The sequence below is a fragment of the Vreelandella songnenensis genome, assembly GCF_003002925.1.
GTDB classification, from domain to species: domain Bacteria; phylum Pseudomonadota; class Gammaproteobacteria; order Pseudomonadales; family Halomonadaceae; genus Vreelandella; species Vreelandella songnenensis.
Map to the genome: position 1 here is coordinate 1 of NZ_PVTK01000029.1, position 1,928 is coordinate 1,928.

Below are 1,928 nucleotides of genomic sequence, written 5' to 3' on the forward strand. Positions count from 1 at the left end.
ATCCGCGACGGCGTGAATGCCACGGTCACGCTGGGTGAAGGTACCCAGGTGGGCGACACCCTGGTGGTGGTCGATGGCAAGGGTAACGAGCTGGTCAACCGCCCGGTGACCCAGGCCGATCTGGATAACGGTGTCAGCGTGACCGTGACTGATCTGAACGCGGGTGATACCGCGGTCAGCGTCACCGCGACAGTGACTGACCCCGCCGGTAATACCAACACCACGACGGCGGGAGGCGTGATCGACGCGCAGGCGCCGAGCGTCACGGTGACACTGGAAGACGCCACCGGCGATATCTACAGCGCCGACGAGATCCGCGACGGCGTCAACGCCACGGTCACCCTGGGTGAAGGTACCCAAGTGGGCGACACCCTGGTGGTGGTCGATGGCAAGGGTAACGAACTGGTCAACCGCCCGGTCACTCAGGCCGATCTGGATAACGGCGTGAGCGTCACGGTCACCGACCTGAACGCTACCGACTCCACGGTTAGCGTCACCGCGACAGTGACTGACCCGGCGGGCAACACCAACACGTCGACAGCTAACGGCACGATCGACGCCCAGGCGCCGACTGTCTCCGTCACCCTGGAAGACGCCACCGGCGATATCTACAGCGCCGACGAGATCCGCGACGGCGTGAACGCCACGGTCACCCTGGGTGAAGGTACTCAGGTAGGCGACACCCTGGTGGTAGTCGATGGCAAGGGTAATGAGCTGATCAATCGCCCGGTGACCCAGGCTGATCTGGATAACGGTGTCAGCGTCACGATCACCGATCTGAATGCCGGTGATACCGCGCTGAGCCTCACCGCTACGGTCACCGACCCGGCGGGCAACACCAACACGTCGACAGCTAACGGCACGATCGACGCCCAGGCGCCAACCGTCTCCGTCACCCTGGAAGACGCCACCGGCGACATCTACAGCGCCGACGAGATCCGCGACGGCGTCAACGCCACAGTCACCTTGGGTGAAGGTACCCAGGTGGGCGACACCCTGGTGGTGGTCGACGGCAAAGGTAACGAACTGGTCAACCGTCCGGTCACTCAGGCCGATCTGGATAACGGTGTCAGCGTCACGATCACCGACCTGAACGCCACCGATACCGCGGTTAGCCTCACCGCGACAGTGACTGACCCCGCAGGTAACACCAACACCGCGACGGCGGGAGGTGTGATCGACGCCCAGGCGCCGACTGTCTCCGTCACCCTGGAAGATGCGTCCGGCGATATCTACAGCGCCGACGAGATCCGCGACGGCGTGAATGCTACGGTCACGCTGGGTGAAGGTACTCAGGTGGGCGACACCCTGGTGGTGGTCGACGGCAAGGGCAACGAGCTGGTCAACCGCCCGGTCACTCAGGCCGATCTGGATGACGGTGTCAGCGTCACGATCACCGACCTGAACGCCACCGACACTGCGGTCAGCGTGACCGCCACGGTCATCGACCCGGCGGGTAACACCAACACGTCTACCGCTGAAGGGGTAATCGACGCGCAGGCGCCGACTGTCTCCGTCACCCTGGAAGACGCATCCGGCGACATCTACAGCGCCGACGAGATCCGCGATGGCGTCAACGCCACGGTTACCCTGGGTGAAGGTACTCAGGTGGGCGACACCCTGGTGGTGGTCGATGGTAAAGGCAACGAGCTGGTCAACCGTCCGGTGACCCAGGCCGATCTGGATAACGGTGTCAGCGTCACGATCACCGATCTGAATACCGGTGATACCGCGCTGAGCCTCACCGCTACGGTCACCGACCCGGCGGGTAACACCACTACCACGACGGCGGGAGGCGTGATCGACGCGCAGGCGCCGAGCGTCACGGTGACACTGGAAGACGCCACCGGCGATATCTACAGCGCCGACGAGATCCGCGATGGCGTCAACGCCACGGTTACCCTGGGTGAAGGTACTCAGGTGGGCGA

Annotated in this window: 1 protein-coding gene; it reads left to right on the forward strand. The window is 64.1% G+C overall.

Annotated features, from left to right (window positions below):
• Nucleotides 1-1,928, forward strand: a 1,928-nt coding sequence (locus tag B0H98_RS17110; protein WP_208623644.1) for a beta strand repeat-containing protein, incomplete at both ends; no start/stop codon positions are given.